We start from the raw sequence: 22,325 nt of genomic DNA, 5'->3' as shown, positions 1-22,325 counted from the left end.
GTGCCTCAGGCGGCGGCGAGCGCCCCGGCGAACTGCTCGACCTGGCTCACGTCCGAGGCCCAGCAGTAGAACATGACCTCGTCCGCGCCGAGGTCCGTCATCCGGGCCGTCGCCTCGTGGATCTGGGCGGGCGTGGTGAGCATGTTCGCCACCGCGGCCTCGGCGAACCCGGCGGGCATGTTCATGAAGGTGGGCGCGCTGTAGTACTCGTACAGCCGGTCGTGGGCCTCCTTGATCAGGTAGTCCGGCCCCAGGGCGGCGTTGAACTGCGCGACCAGCCGGGGACGGCCCGCGCGGCCCTGCGCCCGCCACTCCGTCTCGATGGCCCGGAACAGGGTGTCGGTGTCGGCGATGTGGGTCGAGCACAGGAAGCCGTCGCCCAGGCGGGCCGCACGGCGGATCGCGACCGGGCTGAAGGCGCCGAACAGCACCTCGGGACCGCCCCTGCGCGCGGGGTGCGGGCCGATCGGGCCGACCCCGTCACCGTACGGCTCGCCCGACCACAGGCGGCGCAGCACCGTCATCGTCTCTTCCATCCGCGCCCCGCGCGTGTGCACGTCGACGCCCGCGGCCGCGTAGTCGTCGCTGCGCGCGCCCAGCCCGATGCCGAGCGTGAAGCGTCCTCCCGACATGCGGTCCAGGGTGGCGGTCTGCTTGGCCAGCAGCGCCGGGTCGCGGAGCGGGGCGAGCAGCACCTCGGTCTGCAGGCGGATCCTGGAGGTCGCGCCCGCCAGCATGGCCAGGGTGATCAGCGGTTCTGGATTGTCATAGACGAGCCGGTCCAGCAGGCCGAGCGTGCTGAACGGGCCCTCGTCCGCGCGCCGTGCCCACTCCAGCAAGGCCACAGGGTCGCTGATGGGCAGGCCGAGGCCGACGTTCATGAGTCCCCCCAAGGTCCTCGCCGCCGGCGACTCGCCGACGGTCGCGCTGCGTACCCCGGTCACCGTGCCCGGCCCGCCGCCGCCGATGCCATCCGCCGGGTCTTCGTGTGACAACCTTTCCCACTCCTTGGCGCGTCGGAGACCCGTCGGGGCGGTTTCCTTGACGGGCTCTGGACAATGCGCCGCCGACGTGATCTGACGGAGGAGTGAGCGCCCACGATCAGGAACAGGAGCACCGGGACATGAGCGAATCGCCGCGACTGCACACCGCCGGTACGACGCTGCTTGAGCGCGCCCGCGACCTGCGCCCGCTGATCGAGCGCGAGGCGGGCGCCGCCGAGGCGCAGGGCATGCTCACCACGCCCGTGGTGGACGCCCTGCACGAGGCCGGGCTCTTCGGCGTCTGGGTGCCGGAGCCGCTCGGGGGAGCCGAATCGTCCCCGAGGGAGCTGCTCGACGTCTTCGCTGAGCTGTCGTACGCCGACCCCTCGACGGGCTGGGTGGTCATGGCCACCACGCTGGAGAACGGCACGGCCGGCGCGTACCTGGGCGACGACGCCGTCGAACGCATCTTCACCGGCCCCCGGATGCCGCTGATCGCGGGGCAGGGCACGCGGCCAGGCGTGGCCGTGCCGGAGAACGGGGGTTTCCGTCTCAGCGGCCGGTGGAGCTTCGCCTCGGGCATGCTGCACTCCCAGTACGCCCACAGCCTCGGCGCCATCGAGGGCACCGGCGAGGAACGGATCTTCATCACCCCGATCGAGGACGTCAAGCCGCTCGGCAACTGGGACGTCCTGGGGCTGCGCGCGACGGGCAGCATCGACTACGCCATCGAGGGCGCGTTCGTACCGGCGTCGCAGTCGCACGTCTTCGACCTGAACGAGCCGCTGCGCGGCGGCGCGATCTACCGCCTGGGCCTGCTGGACCAGGCGCTGATCTGCCACACGGGGTGGGCGCTCGGCGTCGGCCGCCGGCTGCTCGACGAGCTGAGCCGCCACGCGGGCGCGCGCGCAGGACGGCCGGGCCAGATCGCCGGCAGCGACGCCTTCCACGCCGACTTCGCCCGCGCCGAGGCCGGGTTCCGCGCGGCGGCGGCCCTGGTGCGCGAGACGTGGGACGACGTGGAACGCACCCTCGACTCGGGCCGGACGCTCGACGTGCGGCAGGAGACGATGGTGCGGCTCGCGCTCAACCACATCACCTCGACGCTGGCCGGGGTGGCCAGGTTCGTCTACGCGTCGGGCGGCACCTCGACGCTGCGCGACGGCCTGGTGCAGCGGCTGTTCAGGGACGTGCACGCGGGCACGCAGCACATCACGTCGGGCCCGCAGGTGTTGCGCGAGTGCGGACGGGAGCTGGCCGGGCTGGCCCAGGGCCAGTCGTGGGTGATCTTCACTTTGGAGGACTGAACACCACCGGCGCCGAGGTTCTCAGGCACGCACGAGCGCTGAAGGGGTCGTCACGGGATGCTAGTGCCACATCGCGGCCACGCTGGAGACCAGGGCGCGGCCCTGGGCGTAACCGGCCTCGGCGCTCGGCGTGCGTACCGCCGGGGAGAGCGGGTTGACGCCGAAGGCGGCCAGCGAGGCCGCGTCCGGCTCGATCACCTCGACCGGGCCCGCCAGCCGCGCCCACGACGGCTCCTCCGGCTCGGCCATGGGCGCGAGCACGAGTACGCGATCGAATCCGGCCGCGTAGTCGGCGTTCGCGCCCGTGCGTACGCCGCCGTCCATGTAGCGCGCCCCGTCGATGGTCACGCACGGCCACACGCCGGGCACCGCGCAGCTCGCCGCCACCGCGTCCACCATCTCCACTCCGGAGCCCGGCCCGAACAGGCGGGGCTCACCCGTGACGGCGTCCACGGTGACGATCACCAGGTCGCGCTCCGGCCATTCGTGCACGGGCAGCCGGGCCTCGATCACCGCGCGCCGTTCGGCCTCGCCGACCGTGGCGGCGGCCAGCGCCATCGCGCCGACCGCGCGCCGCTGCGCGACGGGATCGGCCGCCCCCTCAGCGATCTGCTGGAACTCGGCCCACAGATCCTCCAGCGACACCCCGCTGTCCAGCTCGGGCGTCTGCAGCGCGGGATCGGCCTGGCGGGCCAGCAGGTCGGGCAGCGGCAGCCCGCTCGTCACCTGGGCGGCCACGGTGGAGCCCGCGGAGGTGCCGACGATCCGGTCCGCGGTCGTGACGTCGACCCCGCCGTCGGCGAGGGCGGCCAGCACGCCCGTCTCCCACGCGATCCCGGCGACTCCCCCGCCGCCCAGCACCAGCGCCCGCCTGCTCCCACTCATCCCCGCACCTCCATGCACGCGTCTCACGTGTGGCAACACCCGGCCACGCCCATCTCATCCTCCGGTCTCATTCTCGGGCAAAGCCACACACCAGCGAGACGGTCGCAGCCGTCACTCCCGCCCGAACCGTACGGTGACCGTCACCGAGGCCCCCTCCAGAACGCCGAGCCGGTCGAACACGAGCCCGCCACCGGCCAGGACCGCGTCACCGTGCAGCACCTCGGCCACCGGCCGGTCCCAGGTCAGGGACAGCTCGTCCAGGTCGCGCCGCGGGTCGGCGACGCTCACCGTGGCGCTCCCGTCCGGCCGCCCGCGCACCAGGACCGCGCACGGCGCGGAGGCCGTCAGGTCGCCGGCGGTACCGGCGTTCCAGAAGCAGGCCGCCGTGAGACCCAGCGCGGGCACGTGAACGGCCTGTAGGCGCGCGGTGTTGGCGAGCACCCGCAGCCACCCTCGGTCGGCGGCGCGGGCCCGCGTCCGCTCCCGGCTCGCGCCGGGCAGGAGCGCGTAGACGTAGGCGGCCGAGCGCGGATCGACGCCGTGGTCCAGCCAGAGCGTCACGTAGTCGCGGCTCACTTCGTCGCCGGAGCGGCGCTCCCGCAGCGTGCGCAGGGCCTGGCCGCCGGGCACGAGGTAGCCGCCGTGCCCGTCGAGGTGCGCCCAGTCGCCGCCGGTGGTCAGCCGGGCGGCGGTCCTGCGGTTGTCCACGACGGTCTCGACGGGGGTGCCGTCCTGGCCGGTGATGCCCGCGCCCAGGCAGACGACCGCGTCGTCGAGGAAGAACCACGACTTGAACGCCTCCATCGTGCTCTCCAGCCCGCTGAGGTGCTGGCCGACGGCCGCGTACGTGCCGTCGGTCGCGCCGCCCACCCACCGCCACGGCGTACGCGTGTCGCCCCAGCCCGCGCCCGCCCCGTCCGGCAGCCGCCGGGTGGAGACCGTGGTGCCCGGCAGCCGGTAGGGGTCGACGGTCGGCCAGAACGAGTCGGAGTACTGGTCGCCGTGCCCCTCGGCCCACCAGTAGAGCAGGCCGGAGCCGGTGTGCCAGCCGCGCTGGTTCTCGCCGTTGCCGTGCTCGTAGTGACCGATCCGGTACGAGGCCATGCTGAGCGCCGCGCACCAGCCCGGCCCGCGGTGCACGGCCCGGGCGCTCATCGGCAGCAGCCGGTGCCCGACCGGCTCTGGCGCCGCGGGAACGGCGTCGTCGGCCATGACCGCCGACAGGCGGGCGTGGAAGGCGGGCTCGGCGTGCTCCAGCATCGGCCGGTACGTCTCGCGCTCGGCCCACCCCTTGACCATGGCCTGCCAGCGCGCCCGCTGCCCGGCCGGCGCGCTCTCGCCCAGCAGCAGCACCGCGGCGGCGATCTCCCGCCCGCGCTCATGGTCGCCGAACGGCCTCCTGCCGACTCCCCTGCCGCGTACGAGGTCCATGCAGGCGCCGTCGCGGACGAAGGGGGCGTACGAGCGCTCGACCATGGCGAACAGGCTCCGGTCGGCGATCTCCCAGGGCGAGCCGCGCAGCACGGCGTACAGGGTGGCCAGGCCGGACAGCAGCGTCACCCCGTAAGCGCCCTGGTAGGGCACGTACGAGTGCTGGATGAACGAGCCGTCCCGGTAGAAGCCGTCGCCCTCGGACACCGTGCGGAACACCGGCGACAGCGCCGAGACGGCCAGTTCGGCGCGGCCGTGGTCGTCGTCGAGCATGGCCCGCAGCAGCGTCACCAGGCACAGGTCCACCCGGTTGGCGGCGGTGCTGGTGCCGCTGTAGCGGGCGAGCCGGCTCGGTGGCACGAAGTGGTCGACCGCGGCGGCCAGGGCCGGGGTGTGCATGTCGGTCAGCACGGCCGCGTCGAGCAGCGCCTTCGGCACGCCGATCGCCCAGTGCCACCAGTTGCCGCTCGCCTGCGCGCCCGTGGCGTACACGTGGCGGCGGTAGTGGCCGACGCCCTCGGCGACGGCCCGGGCGAGCGCCGGGTCGCCGGTCAGCCCGGTGCCCTCCACCACGTACGCCTGCGCCATCGTACGCAGCCGCCGCGGCGTGGCCATGAAGGACGGGAAGGGCTGGTCGGGCCAGAGCGAGGAGGGGCCGGGCGCCATCGTGGCGTGGTGGCGGGCGGCGGCCTGGCCCAGCGCCCCGGCCGGTCCCGCCGCCGGATCCCGCCCCTGGCCGGACACCGGTCCCGCGGTCACCTCCCGCCAGCGGCGGCGCAGCCGGACGAACGTGTCGTCAGGCGTGTGCGCCACCCCCATCGGCACGACCGCCCCCACGGTCCCGGCCACGGCGGCGCCGCCGAGCCGGAGGAATAATCGCCTGGATGGCCACGACACGCCTCGATTATCACGCGAGACCCCCACGGGCCGATCACGCCCGCGGCGGAACGGGCTACAGCACTGTGCCGGGGGTCAGAGTGACAGTGCGGCTCCCGCCCGCTTGACGGTCCTGATGATCGGCGCGGTCTCGATGTGCCTGATCGCGGGCAGCGCGCCCACGCTCTCGGTCAGGAAGCGGTAGAGCGCGGCGTCGTCGCGGCACACGATGGTGGCGCTCAGGTTGGTCGGCCCGGTCGTCGCTCCGGCGAACGCCACCTCCGTGTGCCGGATCAGCGCCCGACCGGTCGCGTCCAGCTCGGCCGGTGGCACCGACATCCAGAGCTGTGCCTCGATCTGGTAGCCGATCAGCCAGGGCAGCACGTCGGTGTCGAAGAAGAGCGCGCCTGCCGCGCAGAGCTGCTCCATCCGGCGTCTGGCGGTCGACTCCGACCAGCCCGTCGCCGCCGCCATCTCCGCGTAGCCGACGCGGCCGTCACGGGAGAGCAGGTCCAGCAGCGCCTGGTCGCCGGGGCCCAGCGTGATCGGTTCGCCGGTGTCGTGCGCGCGCGGGATCCGTCCCGCCTCAAGGTGGGCCACCTGCTCGGACGAGAGCACGGCCAGCCCGGACCAGCCGAGCCGCCCGCCCGCGAACAGGTGCAGCGTCCGGTGCGCGGACAACGACAGCACGCGGTTGGTGCGCGCGAGCTTGTGCAGCAGCAGCGACTCGCGTTCCTGCGCCGTACGCTGCATCGTGCCGCAGGAGATCTCCGTGCCGCCCGAGAGCAGGTGCACCCAGAACGTGTCGGAGCGCCTCCCCAGAGCCTCGGCGATCGCGACCGCCGCGTCGGGCGTGCTGCGCAGCCTGATCGCCCACGACTCGTAGCCGAGGCGCCTGCCGTCGATCACGCCGGCCACCCGGAGCAGGCCGGTGGAGCGCAGCCGCCGGTAACGGCGGGCCACCCGCTGGTCGGACACGCCGAGCACCTCGCCGATGCGGCTGAACGAGGCCCGCCCGTCCACCTGCAGCGCATGCAGCAGCCCGCGATCCACGTCGTCCAGCTCGATGGTTTTCACCACCACAGGCTAACCGGCACGGAAAACCGCCAGAACTATCGCTCCAACTGGCGAGAACCCGCATCCGGCGTCACCGTTGTCGCCATGACGCAAACCCGAGCGCCCGAGACGGCCACCCTCTCCTGGTCACCCCTGGTGGCCGTCTGCCTGGGCGCCTTCATGCTCCTGGTGGACGTCACCATCGTCATGGTCGCCCTCCCGGACCTCACCGAGGACCTGGCCCTGTCCTTCACCGGCGCGCAGTGGCTGCTGGACGGCTACGCGCTGGCCCTGGCCGCCCTGCTGCTGGCCGCCGGCTCGTTCGCCGACCACGCCGGGCGGCGCAAGGTGTACCTGTGGGGGCTGGCGGCCTTCGCCCTGGCCTCACTGGCGTGCGGGCTCGCGCCCAGCGGCGGGCTGCTGGTGGGAGCCCGCGTGCTCCAGGGCGTGGCCGCCGCCGCCATGATGGCCACCACGCTCGCCCTGCTCAGCGCGACCTACCAAGGCAGGCGGCGCGGCATCGCGTTCGGCGTGTGGGGCGGGGTCAACGGGGCGGCCGCGGCCATCGCGCCCGTGCTGGGCGGCCTGCTCACCGAGCACCTGCACTGGCGGGCCATCTTCCTGGTGAACCTGCCCATCAGCCTGGTCGCCGCCTGGCTCACGCTGCGGAACGTCGAGGAGTCGCGCCTGCCCGGCGGAGCCCGGCTCGACTGGGCCGGGATGCTCACGTTCACGGTGGCGGCGGGCGCGCTCACGTACGGGCTCATCGAGTCGGGACAGCACGGCTGGGCGGCGGCGCGCACGCTGGTGCCGCTGGCCGTGGCGGTGGTGGCGTTCTGCGTGTTTCTCGTGGCGGAGACGCGCGGCGCGAATCCCATGCTGGACCTGCGGCTGTTCGCCGGGCGGTCGTTCGGCGGCATCATGGCGGGGGCCGGGCTGCTGATGCCCGCCGCGTTCGCCTGCCTGGCCTTCACCTCGCTGTGGTTGCAGCGGGACCTGGGGCTCGGGCCGGTGATGGCGGGGCTGGCGCTGTCGCCGATGGCCGCCACCTCACTGGTGGTCTCCGTGGCGTCGGCCCGGCTGTTCCCCGGGCTGTCGCCGCGCGCCGCGCTCGGCGGCGGGCTGCTGCTGATCGGGGCGGGCGCGTTCCTGCAAGGGCTGCTGGACGCGCACTCCGGCTGGACCGCGCTGACGGCCGGGCTGGTCGTCAGCGGCCTCGGGGTGGGGCTGGCCGTGCCCGCGCTCAACTCGGCCGCCATGGCGTACGCGCCGCACGAGCGGGCCGGCATGGCCGCGGGGACGGTCAACACGGTCCGGCAACTCGGCTACGCGCTGGGCGTCGCCGTGCTCGGCCTCCTCTACCAGGGCGACGAGACCGGGTACGCCGCGCTCAACGGCGTCTACCGGGCCGGCGGGGTCATCGGCGTCGCGGCGGGCGTGCTCGTCCTGGTCGCCGTCGTGCCGGTCGCGCGCGCGGCACGCACCCCGTAGGCGTCGGCGAGGGCCGGTCAGAGCAGGCGCCGGATGTCGCCGTAGGCCCGGTAGAACCCGCCGCGACCGGCCGACCGCACACCGTCGACCAGGTAGCGGGCCCCGGCCTCGCGGATCTCCTTCGGGAACTGCACGTTCCACGACTCGTAGCCCGGGGTCACCACGCGCACGCGCAGCCGCTCGCCCTCGCTGACGCACTCCACCACCACGCCGTCGCCCACCTCGCTCGTCGTCTCCAGCACGACCGAGGGCTCGACGACCGCCAGTGAGGCCGCCGCCTTGACGTCCACCGGCTGCGGCACGTCGCCGGACTGGGCCGCCGCGATCGCCGCCTCACTGGCGTCGATGCAGGCCAGGGTGCCGTCGGTGGTGACGATGTAGAGCCGTTCGTCCAGGTACTGCATGGAGAACGCCGAACCGCAGCCGGTGCCGAGCTTCCACAGTCGACGGCCGGTGGCGTCGAAGCAGTAGACGGAGGAGTGGTTGTCACCGGCGAAGACGTGGCGGCCGCCCGGCGAGGTGGCGCAGGAGTAGACCGCGCCGTCGCACCGGTAGACGGCCTCGACGCGGCCGTCGTCCTTGGCCAGCCGGTGCACGGTGCGGCGGCCGGTGCCCGCGTACACCGAGTGCTCCTCCTGCCAGCCGAACAGCACGTGGTCGACCGTCTTCGTCTCCCATACGGGCGTGCCGTCGGCGATGTCGTAGCGGGCCACCCCGCCCGAGTGGCCGAAGTAGACCGAGTCCTGGTCGCACCTGACCATCCACGCCGAGTCGCCGCCCGCGGTGCGCGCCCACTGGAACTCGTCCTCGTAGTCGATCGCGGTGACCCGCCCGGCCCGGTCGGAGACGCCGAGCACGCCGTCGTGGATGTCGAGCCAGTAGATGTCCACGTCGTGGGCGATCTCGTACGCGGCCCTCGGGACCTTGCCGCTCAGGTCGTACACGCGGCCGTCGTCGCACCCGGCGTAGATCCAGAAGTCGTCGGCCACGATGCACTTCACGCCGTCCGGCAGGCGGAAGCGGCCGGTCACGGTGCCGGAGTGGCCGAGGGTGTAGACGTCGCCGCGCTGGTTGCCGACCCAGCAGCGCTCCTCGTCCACGAAGATGCCGAACGCCGACGCGCCGCTGTCGAACCGCCACAGGACCGGCGCCTGCTGCGCGGTCGAGCGGGTGCTGGCGATGGCCCGGCGGGTGACGGCCCGGCGCTGACGCACGCCGCGCACGGCGGGCGCGTAGCCCTTGCGGGCCTTCTCCGCGAGCTTCTTGGCCGCCGCGGTCTGGGCCTTGGCCTCCGTGGGGAAGGCGGTGACCTTGGTCTGGCCGGCCTCGCCGATGCGCCCGTACGTGATCGTGACCTGCGTGCCCGCCACGGTCACCTCGTAGAACTTGTGCGATCCGCCGCCGTCCTCAGACAGCTCGAGGTAGGTCATGTCCGCGTTTCTCCCAGATCCGCCTGGCTTGATCGATTGATCCGGGAGCGTAGAGGACGGTGGCGACAAAAGTGATACGCCCGCCCTGATCGGCCCCACGGGCGACGTACACGGCTGTTCGAAACATGTAGGTCTGGGGACGCCTTTCGGGGGAAACTTCGGGGAGAAATCGCCATTGTTTTGCCCGGCGCTCGAAACGGCCACGGCGAGGCCGGGTACGGACACCCGCATGAGCAGTCCTGAGAACGCACCCAAGACCGACGCCGAGCCGCTCCAGAAGCCCGCGCGCAAGACCGGCCTGCCGGGCGAGCGACCGCGACGGCCCGCGGAGCCCAGGCCGCACGACCCCAGACCACACGAGCCCAGACCGCACGAGCCCCGGCCGCAGGAGCCCAAGCCCGCCGGGCGCAAGGCGCTGGAGCAGGCGCTGCTGGAGGCGGGCAAGGACCTCGAAGACCTCACCCGGCCGCGCGGACCAGGGGCGGCCTGAACCCCGCGGCCGGACCGTCGCCGATCGCAATGTCCGGCCGCGCAGGTCAGGAGCGGCCGATGCCCGCGCCTGTCACGTGGCCGACAGCCCGCCGTCGCGCAGCAGCGACCACAACGCGGCCGGGGTCAGCGGCACGTCGGTGATCCGGTCGGCGATCTCCGGCAGGGCTGCGGCGACCGCGTTGGCGACGGCGGCGGGCGGGCCGATCGTACCCGCCTCTCCTGCGCCCTTCATGCCGCCGGGTGTGAGCGGCGAGGGCGTCTCCAGCATCACGACCTCGATGTCCGGCACCTCCCGCGTGGTCGGCAGCAGGTAGTCGGTGATCGGCTGGCCGTCGTCGGTGTATACGATCTCCTCGGTCAGCGCCTCGCCGATGCCCTGGGCCACGCCGCCCCGGATCTGCCCCTCCACCACGGCGGGGTTGACCAGCACTCCGGCGTCGTTGACCACCCAGTAGCCCTCCACCTCGACGGCCCCGGTCTCGGTGTCCACGGCCACGGCCGCCGCGTGCGCCCCGTACGCGAACGTGTACCCCTTCGGGTCGTAGCTGACCCGCTCCTCCAGGCCAGGCTCCATGCCCTCGGGCAGGTCCCAGCCGCGCCAGGCCGAGATGGCCAGCTCCTGCAGGGTCACTAACGCCCGCGGGTCGCCCTTCACCCGTACCGCGCCGTCGGCGAGTTCCAGGTCGTCCGCCGCCGCCTCCAGCCGGTGCGCGGCGATGGCGAGAAGCTTGCCGCGCAGCCGCTCGGCCGCCCGGGTGAGCGCCCCGCCGCCCACCACCAGCGACCGGCTCGCGATCGACCCGACCGACGAGTACGGCGTCGCCGCCGTGTCACCCAGCACCACCCGTACCCGCTCGATGGGCACGCCCACCCGGTCGGCCGCGAGCTGGGCCAGCGCGGTCTCGATGCCCTGCCCGATCGAGACCACACCCGAGGACACCACCACGGACGCGTCCTGGTCCATGCGCAGCACCACCGCCTCGTAACCGCCCACCAGCATCCCGATCGCCTTGAGATCCATCGAGGGCCCCAGCCCGGTGCTCTCGACGTGACAGGAGTAGCCCACGCCGCGCCTGCGCCCGTCGTCCTTCGCGACCGGCCGCGCCAGGTCGCACACGGTACGCAGGGCCCTCGGGTAGTCCCCCGAGTCGTACGTCTGGAACGCCCGCGTCGTGCACGGCAGTTCCTCGGGCCGGATCATGTTACGCAGCCGCAGCTCGACCCGGTCGAGGCCGAGCCTGCGTGCCGCCTCGTCGATCAGCCGCTCCCTGGTCAGGGCGGCCTCGGGCTGGCCGAAGCCACGGTAGGAGCCGGTGGGCGTGGTCGTGGTGACGACTCCGCGCACCCGGGCGGCGAACCGCTCGAACCGATACGGCCCCGGCAGCAGTGTGGCCGTGACCCCGAACGTCGAGCCGCCCACGTTCGACGGATGGGCACCGAGGTCGCCGAGCACGTCCACGTACATCGCCACGAACCGTCCGTCGCCGTCCAGCGCCAGCCGCCCCCTGTGCACGGCCTGCCGCGCCGGCAGTGTGGCGAACACCCGGTCGCCCGGCGACTCCGACCAGCACACCGGCCGCCCGGCGCGCATCGCGGCCAGGCAGACGAGCGCCTCGTCGGGGTAGACGTGCTCCTTGCCGCCGAACCCGCCGCCGGTGTCGCGGCTGATGACGCGTACGCGGCCGTGGACGAGCCCGAACACGTTCGCGAGGTGCTCACGCACGTGGTGCGGCGCCTGGGAGGAGATGTGCACGGTCAGCTCCTCGTCGGCGTACGACGCCACCACGCCGCGCGGCTCCAGCGGGTACGGCGAGACCCGGCCCGTCCTGAACGTCATCTCGACCAGGTGCTCGGCCCCTTCGACGGCGGCCAGGCAGTCGTCGTCCCCCATCGAGAAGTCGGAGATCACGTTGCCGCCCAGCTCGGGATAGAGCAGCGGGGCGTCGGCCGTCAGCGCGCGCTCGGCCCCCACCACCGCGGGCAGTTCGTCGAGCTGGAGGTCGAGCAGGTCGGCGGCGTCCCTGGCGGTCGCGGCGGTGCGGGCGACGACGACGGCGAGCGGCTGGCCCGCGTACCGGATCGTGTCGTCCAGCACGGGGTAGGAGGTGAGCCGCTGGCCCGGCATCATGCTCACGCACGGCAGGGCGAGGCCGGCCGCCTCGGCGTGGGTGATGACGTCGAGGACGCCTTCGACGGCTTCGGCCGCCTTGGCGTCGCAGCCCAGCAGGTGGCCGTGGGCGATGGGGCTGCGCACCACGTACGCGTGGGTCATGCCCGGCAGGCTCACGCCGCCGACGTACCTGCCCTTTCCGGTCAGCAGCCTGGCGTCTTCCCGTCGCGGCGTCCGTGCGCCGACATAGGCGTCTCCCATGGCCTGATTGTGAGCGCCGCCTGCCGGACGGTCTATACGATCCGCGGGAAGGGGCACGTCAGCGGGGGTACCGATGCAAACATTCCTGCCATATCCGGACTTCACCGCGACGGCTGCGGTCCTTGACCCGCTGCGGCTGGGCAAGCAGCGCGTCGAGACCCTCCAGATCCTGCGCGCCCTCACCGTCCCCGGGTACGGCTGGCGCCACCACCCCGTCGTGAAGATGTGGGCCGGGTACGAGGAGGCGCTCGTACGGTATGGCCTGGAGGTGTGCCACCGCTGGTGCGCCATCGGCAGGTCCGACACCTGCGCCGGCACGATGACCGGCGAGCTGGCCCGGCACCGCGGCACGCCGGGCGTACGCGCGCAACCGGAGCTGGCGGCGGCCGGCGAGCTGCCGCCCTGGCTCGGCGACGAGAAGCTGCACCTCAGCCACCGCTCGGCACTGCTGCGCAAGGACCCCGGCCACTACCGCCCGATCTTCGGTGACGAGCCGGACGACCTCGACTACGTCTGGCCCCGCTCCGACCGCCTGCCTGGCTGACCACCCCTCGCCCGCGCCCCCGCGGACGGGCGGGTGAGGGAGAAGGCACCTACCCGGAGCCGGGCGGATAAGGGAGAGGCGCCTACCCGGAGCCGGGCGGCTGCGGGAAGGCCCGGCCGGGAGGCTCAGACCACCTCGAAGGCGGCCATCATCGCCATGTCCTCATGTTCGAGGTTGTGACAGTGCAGGACGTAACGCCCCCGGTAGTCGGTGAAGCGGGTGACGATCTCGACGGTCTGGGCCTCGCGCAGCTCGACCGTGTCCTTCCACTCCGGCGGCCCCTCCGGCCGCTCCCCGTTGACCGACAGCACCTGGAAGTGGTCGAGGTGCAGGTGCACCGGATGGGCGACGTCGCTGGTCAGCCGCCAGATCTCGATGTCGCCGAGCTTGGGTCTGGCCTCCATCCGCTTCGGGTCGAACGGCCGGCCGTTGACCAGCCAGCCGGTGCCCCCGTGCATGCTCCCACTGGCGAACTCGAAGTCCCGCGTCACCACCGCCTTGGCCGGGTCGAGCGCCTCGACCGTGGACAACCGCTGCGGCACGGCCGAGTCGTCGGCCTCGTCGCGGTCCACCGCGAACCGCATCACCCGCGCCTGCGCGCCCTCCCCCGCCAGGTTCCGCAGCTCGACGTGCTGCCCCACCCGGTACGCCGAGAAGTCCACGACCACGTCGGCCCGCTCGCCCGGCGCGAGCCTGACCTGCCGCACGGTACGCGGCGCGGCCAGCAGCCCGCCGTCGCCCCCGATCCGGATCATCGGCCCACCGGTCGACAGCTCGTACGCCCGCGCGTTGGACGCGTTGCACAACCGCAGCCGGTAACGCGCCCTGGCCACCCGCAGCTCCGGCCATGGCGCCCCGTTCACCAGGATCACATCGCCCAGCACACCCCCCATGTACGCCTCCCGCACCCCCGGCCGCCCCTCCAGCGCCGGGTACAACAGGGTGCCGTCGGCCGCGAACGACCGGTCGCAGATCAGCAGCGGCAGGTCGCGTTCCCCTGACGGCAGCGGCAGCGCCTCCTCCTCGGCGTCGCCGATCAGGAACATCCCCGCCAGCCCCCGCCACACCTGCGGCCCCGTGTAGTCCATGCGGTGATCGTGGTACCAGAGGGTGGCGGCCCGCTGCTCCAGCGGGAACGCGTACTCGCGAGAGGCCCCGGGGGCCACCAGGTCCGTGGGGAAGCCGTCGGACTCGGGCGGGGTGTGCCCGCCGTGCAGGTGCAGCACGGTCGGCTCGCCGAGCTGGTTGACGAGCTTCACGACCGTACGCCGGCCGCTGCGGGCCCGGATGGTGGGGCCGGGGAAGGTGCCGCCGTACCCCCAGATCGGGGTGCGCAGCCCCGGCAGCAGCTCCGCCTGCGCCACCCGCTCGGTCAGCTCGTAGTAGTCCACGCCGCCCGCGTCGCGGACCGGCTGGGCCACCTCGGGGACCGGCAGCGGCACCGCGTACGGCTTGGGCAGCGGTGCCGCGCTGGTCAGGAGCTGCGGCTGCGGGGTGCCGGCGATCAGCGAGCACCCCTGCGCCCCGGCCGCCGCCACGGCGCCGAGCCCGAGCAGCCGCAGCACGTCGCGCCGGGTCGGGCTCATACCTTTCCAGGCCGGGCCATGACCCGGATGAGCTGGGCGACACCGCCGCCGAACAGCAGGACCCCGAGCGGCAGGTGAACGACCTTCACATGCGCCATGCCGAGAACCATCGCCACCACCGTGAACACCAGCAGCCCCGCCGCCGGGCCGATGAACCTGGCGGACCCGCCGCCCGGCCACCGCACCAGGATCGCCGTGACCACGTGCAGGAGCCCGATGACGGCCAGGGCCATCCCGGAGGTGGCGTGCAGCGCCCGTCCACCCGGCGAGGAGAGCAGCATGCCCGCCGTCACCGCCTGGAACAGCAGCGCGACGACGTGCAGGACGGCCACGGCCCTGAGCGCCTGCATGGTCCAGGACGCCTGCGCGGGGCGGGTGGCGAGCGTGTGTTGCGCGGTCATGAGGAGTCTCCCGACGTACGGATCGTGTGCATGTTGGGATCGTCCTCCCCGGACCGGCCGCCGGTCGTCGTGCGCCGGGCGAATCCTGCCGCTACGACCAGGACAGTAGGACCGGGCCGAGTACCACGCCGGAAGTAGTGCGAAATTCCGCCCCGACGCCGACGACCGTGTCCAGGAACAGGCTCTAATGTGCAGGAATGAGCTCGTCGCACGGATGGCACGGGTGGCGCGGATGGCCGGATTCGGGCGGTCCATGGCGCCCGATCGCCATGGACGGCGCCCTGGCCGCCGTAATGGCCGTCATGCTGTCCGCCACCGTGCTGACCACCCCGGCGGCGGGAGCCCTCGACCTCGTCGCGGTCCTGATCGGCTCGGCCTCGCTCTTCGCCCTGCGCCGGGCGCCGCTGGTGCCGCTGGCGGTGACCACGGTCTGCATGCTCGTGTACGCGGCGCACGCCCAGCCCGGCCCGTCCGCCGCCTTCCCCGTGCTGATCTCCGTGTACGCCTGCGTCCAGGTCGGCCACCGGCTGCTGCCCGCGCTGGCCGGGGCGGTGTTCCTGGGCTCCAGCCTGGCGGTGAACCTGGCCAACGCGGGCGGGCGGCCGCCACTGGAGATCGCCCAGGCGACGACGCTGCTGCTCGGCTGGTTCCTGGCCGCCGGGGTGGCGGGGACGGTGAGCCGGCACCGGCAGGCGTACCTGGAGCAGGCGGAGCAGCGCGCGCTGGCCGCCGAGCGCACCCGCGAGGAGGCCGCCCGCCGCCGCGCGGGCGAGGAACGGCTGCGCATCGCCAGGGAGCTGCACGACTCGCTGACCCACAGCATCTCGATCATCAAGGTGCAGGCAGGAGTGGCCGTCCATCTGGCGCGCAAGCGCGGCGACGAGGTGCCCGCGGCGCTGCTGGCCATCCAGGAGGCCAGCGGCGACGCCATGCGCGAGCTGCGTACCACGCTGGAGGTGCTGCGCGACGCGGGCGAGCGGGACGACGACGGACCGGCGGCCAGCGGCCTCGACCGGCTCGGCGACCTGGTGGAGCGGGCCCGCTCGACCGGTCTTTCGGCCACGGTGACCGTCTCAGGGCGGCGTCGTGAGCTGCCCGCCGAGGTGGACCGGGCCGCGTACCGGATCGTCCAGGAGGCGCTCACCAACGTCTCCAGGCACGCGGGCGGGGCCGCCGCCCGCGTACGCGTCGACTACGCGGGTCAGGAGCTGGTCGTGCAGGTCGACGACGACGGCCCGGCCCAGGTGGACGCGCCTCCCGTGCCCGGCGTGGGCCTGCTCGGCATGCGCGAGCGCGTCGCGGCGCTCGGCGGCCGGCTGCGGGCCGAACCCCGCGCCGAGGGCGGCTTCACCGTCCGCGCCGAACTCCCCCTGCACGAGCCCGCACCCGCCGAACCCCGCCCGGACGAACCCGCACCCGCCGGACCCCCCTCGGACGAACCCGCGCCCGCCGGGCTCCCCCCGGACGAACCCTCGCCCGCCGAGCTGCCACAGGGGGAGCGATCGTGATCCGCGTGCTGCTCGTGGACGACCAGGCGCTCATCCGCGGCGGCTTCCGCGCCCTGCTGGAGGCCGAGGACGACATCGAGGTGGTGGCCGAGGCCGCGAACGGCGAGCAGGCCATCGCCCTCGCCCTCGAACACCTGCCCGACGTGGCGCTCATCGACGTCCAGATGCCCGTGATGGACGGCATCGAGGCCACCCGGCGCATCGCCGCCGACGAGCGGCTGAGCGGCGTCCACGTGGTGATCCTGACCAACTACGGCCTCGACGAGTACGTCTTCAACGCCCTGCGAGCCGGGGCCGGCGGATTCCTGGTCAAGGACACCGAGCCCGCCGACCTGCTGCAGGGTGTCCGGGTGGCGGCCCGCGGCGACGCCCTGCTCTCACCCGCGATCACCCGCCGCCTGATCGGCGAGTACGTCGCCCGCCGCCCCGAGCCGGAGCCCGCGGGGCTGGACGTGCTCACCAACCGGGAGCGCGAGGTGACCGCCCTGGTGGCCCGCGGCATGTCCAACGACGAGATCGCCGCGCACATGGTGATCAGCCCGACCACCGCCAAGACCCACGTCAGCAGGGCGATGACCAAGCTGCGCGCCCGCGACAGGGCCCAGCTCGTGGTCTTCGCCTACGAGTCGGGGCTGGTCACCCCGAGGACGGGCCGCTGACCTCCCTTTTCCCCCTTTCCGGACCGACCTGACGGGACGGGGCACGCGATCAGGCCCGAACGAGTACCATCGGGCACGTTCAACGGCCGAGATCTGTACGGCGAGGCTCTTGGCCAGGGCGGCGGCCCTCGGCCCCGTCCCTGTTGGAGTCACGTGAGCAGCGTTGTCGACGCGCCGACCACCGAACCGACCGACGGGCCTGGCGCGCAGTCGCCGCGGCGCCGCCGCCGCTGGCTGCGCTGGACGGTCGCGATCACCGCGGCCGTCGTGCTCCTCGGCGCGGGCACGGCCGTGGGCGTGGTCGCCCGCCTCACCGGCAACGTCAAGCACCAGGACGTCACCGCCGACGACCTCGGCGCCACCCGGCCGCCCAAGGTGGCGGGCACGGCGATGAACGTCCTGGTCGTCGGCTCCGACCAGCGCGACGGCAAGAACGCCAAGTACGGCCAGTTCGCGGGCGAGCGCACCGACACGATCATGCTCGTGCACGTGTCGTCGCAGCGGGACAACGCGATGGTGATCAGCTTCCCGCGCGACTCGCTGGTCCAGTTGCCCGCCTGCCGCGCCACCGGCGCGCTGCCCGGACAGCAGGCGCACCTCGGCATGATCAACGAGTCGTTCAACTCCGGCGGCATCGGCTGCACCTGGAAGACCGTCGAGTCGCTCACCCGCATCCACATCGACCACTTCGTGAAGGTCGACTTCACCGGCTTCAAGGGCATCGTGAACGCCGTCGGCGGCGTCGAGGTCTGCCTGCCCGAGCCGATCGACGACAAGAAGGCCCTGCTCCACCTGTCCGCGGGCCGCCAGACGCTCAACGGGGAGCAGGCGCTCGGCTACGTACGCGCCCGCTACAGCCTGGGCGACGGCTCCGACATCGGGCGCATCCAGCGACAGCAGATGTTCATCGCCTCGATGGTCAAGAAGGTGATGAGCGGTGAGACGCTCACCGACCCGGCCAAGCTCCTGGGCATCCTCGACGCGGGCACCCAGGCGGTCACCACCGACCGCGAGCTGACCTTCGGCGTCATGAAGGACCTGGCGACCAGCCTGCAGGGGATCGACGCGGGCAGGATCCGCTTCATCACCACGCCCTGGCACTACTCGCTCACCCAGCCCGGCCGGGTGGAGTGGGTGCAGCCGCAGGCGGGACGGCTGTTCCAGATCGTGGCCAAGGACCAGAGCGTCGAGGGGGTCAAGGGCGGCCAGGCCAAGGTGGGCCGGTCGAAGATCCAGGTCGAGCTGCGCAACGGCACCTGGCGTTCCGGGCTGGCCACCGAGGCGGCGGCGTTCCTTGAGCAGCGCGGCTACCACATCGCCAAGATCGGCGATACGGCGCGCAAGCCGCAGGCGAAGACCACGATCCTGTACGGGCCCAACGGCGAGACCCGGGTGCCCACGCTCTCCGGCGACGTGCTGCGGGCCACGTCGCGGGCGGTGGCGGGCGCGCGTACGAGCCGTCTGGTGCTGGTGATCGGGAACGACTGGCAGGGCCTCAAGCCCCTGCGTACGGACGACACAGAGGCGATCAAGGGCTTCGACGCCACGCACGACACGTGCGCGACCTGATCGCTCCCGTGGCCCCGGGCGCTGGGGGCACCGTGATCCCGCCGCCTTCTCCGCGCCCGGACAGTTCGGTCCTGAGCGTTTCGTGGTGAAGGGCACCAGAGCAGGGCTGGATGCCGTTCGGCGGCGGGCGGCGCTTCTGCGTGGGAGCGCGAGCCGCGCTCCCTGAGCTGCGCGTCATCGTTCGCGAGGTGCCGCGACCGCGCGGGACTCGCGGCGCCCGGTCAGGCGCCGGAGGCCGGGCGGTCGAAGGACGTCAACCTCATCCCCGCGAACCGACCCGCGTCACCGCCCGCGTTCGGACTCCTGCTCGGACGGCGTGGGCGGGTAGATCTCCTCGCTCCGCGTGTCGGCGCCCAACTCCTCGCGGAGCCGGTCGTAGTCGATGTTGTGGTTGGTGTACTTCAGTTGGCGAGCGACCTTCGTCTGCTTCGCCTTGGCTCTTCCTCGGCCCATGGCTACTCCCTAGTCCCCGCTGTCATGCTATCCAACAACGTTACGACTTGAAGAATTATGCAACTGCACTGGATTAGTCTGGCAATATGCACGTGGAGGTCTACCAGGCCAAGGCCGACTTCTTCCGAACGCTCGGCCACCCCGCTCGCATCCGAGTGTTGGAGCTACTCCAGGAAGGGCCGCTACCCGTCAGGGACCTGCTGGCCCAGATCGACATCGAGGCATCGAGCCTCTCCCAGCAGCTCGCAGTCCTGCGCAGAGCGGGAATCGTGAGCGCGATCCGCGAGGGCAGCACCGTGGTCTACACCCTGGCCACGCCCGAACTCGCCGATCTGCTGGGCGCCGCCCGGCGCATCCTCACCGACATGCTGGCCGACCAAGGCGAACTGCTCGCGGAGCTGCGGGCCGAGGTCACCTAGCGGAGGCCGGTGGGGCCGAAGGGACCGAAAGCCTGATCCGTTAGGCTCTCGGCCATGGTCTCCGAACTGTTCGATCCCAAGGCGTGGCAGGCGGTCGAGGGATTCGACTTCACCGACATCACCTACCACCGGGCGGTCGACCAGGGCACCGTACGCGTCGCCTTCAACCGCCCGGAGGTACGCAACGCCTTCCGCCCGCAGACCGTCGACGAGCTCTACCGTGCGCTCGACCACGCCCGGCAGACCACCGACGTCGGCTGTGTGTTGCTGACCGGCAACGGCCCCTCGCCGAAGGACGGCGGCTGGGCGTTCTGCTCCGGCGGCGACCAGCGCATCAGGGGCAAAGACGGCTACCAGTACGCCGACGGCACCCCCTCGACCGGCCGGCTGCACATCCTGGAGGTGCAGCGGCTGATCCGCTTCATGCCCAAGATCGTGATCTGCGTGGTGCCGGGCTGGGCCGCGGGCGGCGGGCACAGCCTGCACGTCGTGGCCGACCTCACCCTGGCCGGCGCCGAGCACGCCCGCTTCAAGCAGACCGACGCCGACGTGGCCAGCTTCGACGCCGGGTTCGGGTCGGCGTACCTGGCGCGGCAGGTCGGACAGAAGTTCGCCCGCGAGATCTTCTTCCTCGGCGACACCTACAGCGCCGCCGACGCCCACCGCATGGGCATGGTCAACGCCGTGGTGCCGCACGAGGAGCTGGAGAAGACGGCCCTGGAGTGGGCCCGCAAGGTCAACGGCAAGTCGCCGACGGCGCAGCGGATGCTCAAGTTCGCCTTCAACGCCATCGATGACGGGCTGGTGGGGCAGCAGGTGTTCGCGGGTGAGGCGACGCGACTGGCGTACATGACGGACGAGGCGGCCGAGGGGCGTGACTCGTTCCTGGAGAAGCGCGCGCCCGACTGGTCCCCGTTCCCCTGGCACTTCTAGCCGCCTGCCCTGGAGACGCCTCCGTCCGACCCCACCTGCGCCGTCGGCAGACTGGGGCCATGAGGATCAAGGTGCCGCGGGCGTTGACCGAGTCTCACGTGAAGTACGACGGTGCGGCCGGACGCGCCTGGTCGGCCGGGCTGCCCGCGCTGGCCGAGCGGTTCCTGGCGGAGTGGGAGCTGCGGCCGGACGGCGAGTCCAGGCACGGAGTCGTCGCGCTCGTGCTGCCCGTGGTCCGCGCCGACGGCACGAAGGCGGCGCTCAAGCTCCAGCCGGTCACCGACGAGACCGCCTGGGAGGCGTCGAGCCTGCGGGCCTGGGCGGGCGACGGCTCGGTGCTGCTGCTCGACTCCGATCCCGAGACCGGCACCCTGTTGCTCGAACGCCTGGAGGCGGACCGCTCGCTGGCCACCGTGCCCGACGTGATGGCCGCACTCGACGTGCTGACCACGCTGCTGCGCCGCCTGGTCGCCCATCCCGGGCCCGCGGACGTCAGAAGGCTCGGCGACCTCGCCCAGGGCATGCTGGACGACGTGGAAGGCGCGCTCCAGCGGCTGCCGCGCGACCGCGACCGCCACTGGCTGCGGTGGTGCGCCGGGGCGGTCGCCGAGTTGGTCCCCGACCCCGGCGACCGGTTGCTGCACTGGGACCTGCACTACGAGAACGTGCTGGCCGCCGACCGGGAGCCGTGGCTGGCCATCGACCCCAAGCCGCTGGTCGGCGACCCGGGGTTCGACCTGCTGCCCGCCCTGCACAACCGGTGGGACGAGGTGGTCGCGACCGGCGACGTGCCGCGGGCCGTGCTGCGGCGCTTCGACTTCATGGTCGACGGGCTCGGCCTCGACCGGCGGCGGGCGGCCGGGTGGACGTTCGGCCGCGTCCTGCAGAACTGCCTGTGGGACGCGGCGGACGGCGCGCTCGCACTCAGCGAGGTCCAGCTCGCGGTGGCCGAGGCCATGCGGCTCAGATGGTGAGGACGACCTTGCCCCGGCCGTGCCCGGTCTCGATCTCGCGGTGCGCGTCCGCGGCCTCCTCCAGCCGGTACGCCCGCCGCACCGGGAAGGCGAAGGCCCCCTCGGCGTACAGGGCGGCGTAGCGCCCGAGCCGCTCGGCGGTGCGCTCCCCCCGCACCAACTTCACGCCGAGTTCGGCCGCCCTGCCGTGCTCGACCAGGGTGACGATGCGCGCCGAGTCGCGGACGAGTTCGAGCGAGACCTCCAGCGCGTGCCCGCCCGCGCCGTCCAGCGAGGCGTCGATCCCGCCGGGCGCCAGTGCGCGCACCCGGTCGATCAGCCCCTCCCCGTACGCGACCGGTACGGCGCCCAGCTCACGCAGGTGGTCGTGGTTCACCTCACGCGCCGTGCCGATCACGGTGGCCCCGCGCCGCCGGGCGATCTGCACGGCCGCCGTGCCCACGGACCCGGCCGCGCCGTGCACGAGCAGCGTCTCGCCCGACGCCAACCCCATGGTGTCGATGGCCAGCTCGGCCGTCTGCACGCCCGAGGTGAGCCCGCCGGCCACCTCCCACGGCACCCCCGCGGGCTTGGGCGCCACGTCGGTGCCGGGCACCACGATGCACTCGGCGTACGAGAACAGCCGGGAGAACCCGAGCACCTCGTCGCCCACCGCCGCCCCTGTCACGCCCGCGCCCACCTGGTCGACCACGCCCGCGAACTCGTTGCCCGGAATGCGCGGGTAAGGGACCTCCTCCATGTAGGGAGGCAGCCAACCGGTGCGTACCGCCGTGTCGAACGGCTGCACGCCGGCCGCCCGCACCCGGACCCGTACCTCTCCTGGGCCGGCGTGCGGGGCCGGCAGCTCCATCACCTTCAGCACCTCGGGGCCGCCCGGCTCGGCGAACGCCGCGGCCCTCATCGTCTCCGTCATGCCTTCGAGCGTGGCACCTCAAGAGTGCTTGAGGTCAAGCGTCC

Annotated in this window: 20 protein-coding genes; 10 read left to right on the top strand and 10 right to left on the bottom strand. The window is 73.0% G+C overall.

What is annotated here, in order from left to right:
* Window positions 1–5: 5 nt before the first annotated feature.
* On the bottom strand, window positions 6–995 hold the full coding sequence (locus ABD844_RS19310) for an LLM class flavin-dependent oxidoreductase (RefSeq protein WP_344879225.1): 990 nt from the start codon (window positions 993–995) through the stop codon (window positions 6–8).
* A gap of 128 nt (window positions 996–1,123) precedes the next feature.
* Between ABD844_RS19310 and ABD844_RS19305 the strand changes: the two genes are divergently transcribed.
* The gene (locus ABD844_RS19305; protein WP_344879222.1) at window positions 1,124–2,290 is read left to right on the top strand and encodes an acyl-CoA dehydrogenase family protein; all 1,167 of its coding nucleotides are present in this window, start codon (window positions 1,124–1,126) and stop codon (window positions 2,288–2,290) included.
* Between the two features lie 60 nt (window positions 2,291–2,350).
* On the opposite strand, the gene ABD844_RS19300 is transcribed toward ABD844_RS19305, so the two are convergent.
* The 3 genes from ABD844_RS19300 to ABD844_RS19290 all read right to left on the bottom strand — a co-directional run bounded on the left by ABD844_RS19300 (window position 2,351) and on the right by ABD844_RS19290 (window position 6,559).
* Entirely contained in the window at window positions 2,351–3,175 is an 825-nt protein-coding gene (locus ABD844_RS19300; protein ID WP_344879218.1) for a patatin-like phospholipase family protein, read from the bottom strand.
* A gap of 111 nt (window positions 3,176–3,286) precedes the next feature.
* Complete coding sequence (locus ABD844_RS19295) at window positions 3,287–5,455, bottom strand: polysaccharide lyase 8 family protein (RefSeq protein ID WP_344879215.1); 2,169 nt, start codon at window positions 5,453–5,455, stop codon at window positions 3,287–3,289.
* Window positions 5,456–5,578: 123 nt separating this feature from the next.
* Window positions 5,579–6,559, bottom strand: coding sequence for an Lrp/AsnC family transcriptional regulator (locus ABD844_RS19290; protein WP_344879212.1), 981 nt, complete (start codon window positions 6,557–6,559; stop codon window positions 5,579–5,581).
* 84 nt (window positions 6,560–6,643) lie between these two features.
* Between ABD844_RS19290 and ABD844_RS19285 the strand changes: the two genes are divergently transcribed.
* The gene (locus tag ABD844_RS19285) at window positions 6,644–8,029 is read left to right on the top strand and encodes a DHA2 family efflux MFS transporter permease subunit (RefSeq protein WP_344879209.1); all 1,386 of its coding nucleotides are present in this window, start codon (window positions 6,644–6,646) and stop codon (window positions 8,027–8,029) included.
* Between the two features lie 17 nt (window positions 8,030–8,046).
* On the opposite strand, the gene ABD844_RS19280 is transcribed toward ABD844_RS19285, so the two are convergent.
* On the bottom strand, window positions 8,047–9,459 hold the full coding sequence (locus ABD844_RS19280; protein WP_344879206.1) for a WGR domain-containing protein: 1,413 nt from the start codon (window positions 9,457–9,459) through the stop codon (window positions 8,047–8,049).
* 229 nt (window positions 9,460–9,688) lie between these two features.
* On the opposite strand from ABD844_RS19280, the gene ABD844_RS19275 reads away from it, so the two are divergent.
* Complete coding sequence (locus ABD844_RS19275) at window positions 9,689–9,949, top strand: hypothetical protein (protein WP_344879203.1); 261 nt, start codon at window positions 9,689–9,691, stop codon at window positions 9,947–9,949.
* Window positions 9,950–10,021: 72 nt separating this feature from the next.
* Here the strand turns inward: ABD844_RS19275 and ABD844_RS19270 are convergent, their stop codons facing one another.
* Window positions 10,022–12,322 carry a xanthine dehydrogenase family protein molybdopterin-binding subunit gene (locus ABD844_RS19270; RefSeq protein WP_344879200.1) on the bottom strand — a complete coding sequence of 767 codons (2,301 nt, stop codon included), beginning with the start codon at window positions 12,320–12,322 and terminating at the stop codon, window positions 10,022–10,024.
* A 73-nt stretch (window positions 12,323–12,395) separates the two neighbouring features.
* On the opposite strand from ABD844_RS19270, the gene ABD844_RS19265 reads away from it, so the two are divergent.
* A complete protein-coding gene (locus tag ABD844_RS19265) occupies window positions 12,396–12,866 on the top strand; it encodes an MSMEG_6728 family protein (RefSeq protein ID WP_344879197.1) in 471 nt (156 codons plus the stop codon).
* 125 nt (window positions 12,867–12,991) lie between these two features.
* On the opposite strand, the gene ABD844_RS19260 is transcribed toward ABD844_RS19265, so the two are convergent.
* Window positions 12,992–14,452, bottom strand: a complete 1,461-nt coding sequence (locus ABD844_RS19260; protein ID WP_344879194.1) for a multicopper oxidase family protein — start codon at window positions 14,450–14,452, stop codon at window positions 12,992–12,994.
* Window positions 14,449–14,853, bottom strand: a complete 405-nt coding sequence (locus ABD844_RS19255) for a hypothetical protein (RefSeq protein WP_344879191.1) — start codon at window positions 14,851–14,853, stop codon at window positions 14,449–14,451. The genes ABD844_RS19260 and ABD844_RS19255 overlap by 4 nt, the downstream gene beginning before the upstream one ends.
* 269 nt (window positions 14,854–15,122) lie before the next feature.
* Here ABD844_RS19255 and ABD844_RS19250 point away from each other — a divergent pair, with 269 nt between their 5' ends.
* From ABD844_RS19250 to ABD844_RS19240, 3 genes are all read left to right on the top strand, one after another.
* Window positions 15,123–16,361 (top strand): sensor histidine kinase, encoded by a 1,239-nt coding sequence (locus tag ABD844_RS19250; protein ID WP_344879188.1) that lies wholly within the window; start codon window positions 15,123–15,125, stop codon window positions 16,359–16,361.
* The gene (locus tag ABD844_RS19245) at window positions 16,358–17,020 is read left to right on the top strand and encodes a response regulator (protein ID WP_344879186.1); all 663 of its coding nucleotides are present in this window, start codon (window positions 16,358–16,360) and stop codon (window positions 17,018–17,020) included. The genes ABD844_RS19250 and ABD844_RS19245 overlap by 4 nt, the downstream gene beginning before the upstream one ends.
* Before the next feature lie 153 nt (window positions 17,021–17,173).
* Window positions 17,174–18,589, top strand: a complete 1,416-nt coding sequence (locus ABD844_RS19240; RefSeq protein WP_344879183.1) for an LCP family protein — start codon at window positions 17,174–17,176, stop codon at window positions 18,587–18,589.
* A gap of 282 nt (window positions 18,590–18,871) precedes the next feature.
* Here ABD844_RS19240 and ABD844_RS19235 read toward each other — a convergent pair whose 3' ends face one another.
* A complete protein-coding gene (locus ABD844_RS19235; protein WP_344879181.1) occupies window positions 18,872–19,042 on the bottom strand; it encodes a DUF3073 domain-containing protein in 171 nt (56 codons plus the stop codon).
* Between the two features lie 86 nt (window positions 19,043–19,128).
* On the opposite strand from ABD844_RS19235, the gene ABD844_RS19230 reads away from it, so the two are divergent.
* The 3 genes from ABD844_RS19230 to ABD844_RS19220 are packed head-to-tail and all read left to right on the top strand — an operon-like array spanning window position 19,129 to window position 21,368.
* Complete coding sequence (locus tag ABD844_RS19230) at window positions 19,129–19,461, top strand: ArsR/SmtB family transcription factor (RefSeq protein ID WP_043615149.1); 333 nt, start codon at window positions 19,129–19,131, stop codon at window positions 19,459–19,461.
* 54 nt (window positions 19,462–19,515) lie between these two features.
* The gene (locus ABD844_RS19225; protein WP_344879176.1) at window positions 19,516–20,394 is read left to right on the top strand and encodes a 1,4-dihydroxy-2-naphthoyl-CoA synthase; all 879 of its coding nucleotides are present in this window, start codon (window positions 19,516–19,518) and stop codon (window positions 20,392–20,394) included.
* Window positions 20,395–20,453: 59 nt separating this feature from the next.
* Window positions 20,454–21,368: an aminoglycoside phosphotransferase family protein gene (locus ABD844_RS19220; protein WP_344879173.1), complete on the top strand. Its 915-nt coding sequence runs from the start codon at window positions 20,454–20,456 to the stop codon at window positions 21,366–21,368.
* On the opposite strand, the gene ABD844_RS19215 is transcribed toward ABD844_RS19220, so the two are convergent.
* Window positions 21,358–22,269 carry an NADP-dependent oxidoreductase gene (locus ABD844_RS19215; protein WP_425568613.1) on the bottom strand — a complete coding sequence of 304 codons (912 nt, stop codon included), beginning with the start codon at window positions 22,267–22,269 and terminating at the stop codon, window positions 21,358–21,360. The two genes, ABD844_RS19220 and ABD844_RS19215, sit on opposite strands and share 11 nt — an antisense overlap.
* Between the last annotated feature and the right edge of the window lie 56 nt (window positions 22,270–22,325).

This window comes from Nonomuraea antimicrobica, assembly GCF_039536965.1.
Taxonomy (GTDB): Bacteria; Actinomycetota; Actinomycetes; order Streptosporangiales; family Streptosporangiaceae; genus Nonomuraea; species Nonomuraea antimicrobica.
This window is presented reverse-complemented; position numbering and strand designations above follow the sequence as displayed.